Raw genomic sequence first — 2,220 nt, 5'->3', positions numbered from 1 at the left:
GTTTTACCGCTGCTCGATGTCCAGTTGCGGACACAGAGTGATGTCATGGGCGAAACGGCCACCGTGCTCTGTGCTGGGAACGAGGTCACTCGCCTGCGCCCGAATGTGGCAAATAATTCGGTGATGTTCGAGAAGTCTGGCTACATCGTCTACCTGAGTTCGGGTACTACAGGAACGCCGAAGCTCGTGCGGCAGGAGCGTCGACGAGGACGCTATCGGGGCGTCGCGGTATTCGATCGCTATGGGGCAGGTCCCGGCCGAGGTCCCCACATCATGGGCAATCCGGTATTCCACCTGGGCACCCTCGGTCCTGCACTGTATGCCCTCCAAGCGGGAAGCACGGTTCATATCCTGGATCGCTGGTCCGCGGAGCAGTTCCTCGAAACTGCTGCCGATACAGGTGCCACGAGCGGGTTCGTTTCGTCGGGCGATCTTCTCGATCTCGTCGAATGCGACAAGCCTGCTACGCCTGACCTCCGTGCGCTACAGCACGGAGGCAGCAGAACTCCGTCGTGGATCAAGCGCGCGGCGATAGAACGGTTCGGCGGTGGCCTGATCGAATACTACGGAACGTCGCATGGACCGGTGTCCGAGATAACAGGGTCGGAGTGGTTGCGTCATCCGGGATCGGTAGGTCGACCGTATTCCGGAATACAGGTTCGGATCATCGGTGAATCGGAGCCCGGTCCGCTCCTGATCACCCATCGCCGTGGAAACGCCGAGACCTCGGCCGAGGAAAATCCAGGGGATATCGGATGGATCGACGACGACGACTATCTCCATGTGATCGGACGAAGCGGAACGCCGGACGCAGTACGGCTGCAACATGAGCTTTCCGAGCTGCTCGGCGTGTCGAACGCAATCGTCGATGAATCTGGAGATGCGCCGGTCGCTGTCATTGAATTATCGTCGCAGGCGCCGCGCCTCCGGATAGAACAAATGCTCGCCGAGAGTCCGTTGGACGTCGAATGTCGGTTCGTCGAACGCGCATCGCTGCCACGCACCCTGTCGCGCAAAGTATCGCGGTTACCAAAATAGATCCAAGCTTGATAATTCTGCTGGAAAACAATTCTCGAAAGGCACGTGGAGTTGACAGACAACCATTACCTGAGCGCAGTTGTCACGGCGACTGAAGTTGTATTGGAGCATCGTGTCCGCCCCGAAGAGAATTTTTTCGATATCGGCGGAGATTCGGTATCCGCCCTGGAACTGGTCGCCGTGTTGGAGTCCGAGCTGCGCATTACCATTCCGCTCCAAGATGTATTTCATTCAACGAGTCTGACTGATATCGCAGCCAGGCTTTCGGCGCGTACGCCGGGACGAGGTTCAACGGTCAAGTGAGCGAGCAAATAGACACCACTCGGTCCGCCGTACCCAGATTCCGGCCTGCGGCGACGACGAAGCGTGGTGGTGACGGGATATTCGGCGCCCCGACCTTTCTCTGCGGTCGCGACCCGCTGCGCAGCTCCCTGGGGCTGCGTGCGCTACGGTGGGGTACTGCGCGAATTCCGCATTTTCCCCAGGTCGGATACGCGGACTGTGGACCTGCCAGTCTTCGAATGATGCTGGCTTCGCGGGGGATCGACGTCTCGCTTCAACAATTGCGGCAGGAAACCAGCAGTGGGCGCAATGGGACGTCCGCGGTATCCCTGCTGAATGTCGCGCGTCGCCATGGGGTCGATGGTCGTGGAGTTCGCACCAGCCTGGCCGGGCTCGAACATCTCAGCCCCGGAGCCATTCTATTCTGGAAACTCAGCCATTTCGTCGTACTGGAGTCCGCGAATCGTGGCGGTGTAACGATCGTCGATCCGGCGGTCGGGCGCCGCAGGATCAGCTGGCGTCAAGCTGACTCCGAATTCACCGGCGTAGCTCTGGAGTTCACCGAGGGCAATTCTTCGGTCGCCCGACCGAGATACCTCGACCGCCGTATCGGTGAGGCTCGCGCGGTTCTCCAACTCTTGCCGCGAACCACTCGTTGGCTGTGGGCTGCCGGCTTGTCGGCGTCGTTGCTCGCGTTCAACCTGATCTTCCCACTACTGCTGGGGCAGGCAGTTTCACACAGCGAAGCATTCGCTGCTGAGAATCTACCCCGATTCGCCATACTGCTACTCACCGTTGTCGGAGGGTACGGTTTGTTGCAGTTTTCAAGGTCACGCCTCATCGTGACAATTCAGAGTTTCGTCGAGTCCCACGTCGGGCATATGGTGGCCGGACATCTGC

General features: G+C 59.5%; 3 protein-coding genes. All 3 read left to right on the top strand.

Annotation, left to right across the window (positions count from 1 at the left end; genetic code table 11):
• Positions 1-1,038 (top strand): AMP-binding protein (locus tag ACFWF3_RS33010; RefSeq protein ID WP_379317824.1); only part of this gene is annotated, 1,038 nt, incomplete at its 5' end.
• A gap of 45 nt (positions 1,039-1,083) precedes the next feature.
• On the top strand, positions 1,084-1,341 hold the full coding sequence (locus ACFWF3_RS33005) for an acyl carrier protein (RefSeq protein ID WP_379317822.1): 258 nt from the start codon (positions 1,084-1,086) through the stop codon (positions 1,339-1,341).
• Between the two features lie 218 nt (positions 1,342-1,559).
• Positions 1,560-2,220 (top strand): cysteine peptidase family C39 domain-containing protein (locus tag ACFWF3_RS33000; RefSeq protein ID WP_379317820.1); only part of this gene is annotated, 661 nt, incomplete at its 3' end.

The sequence above is a fragment of the Nocardia sp. NPDC060220 genome (assembly GCF_042727815.1).
In the GTDB taxonomy this organism is placed as follows: Bacteria; Actinomycetota; Actinomycetes; order Mycobacteriales; family Mycobacteriaceae; genus Nocardia.
Note: the sequence above shows the minus strand (reverse complement) of the source record. Positions and strands in the feature narration are given on the sequence as shown.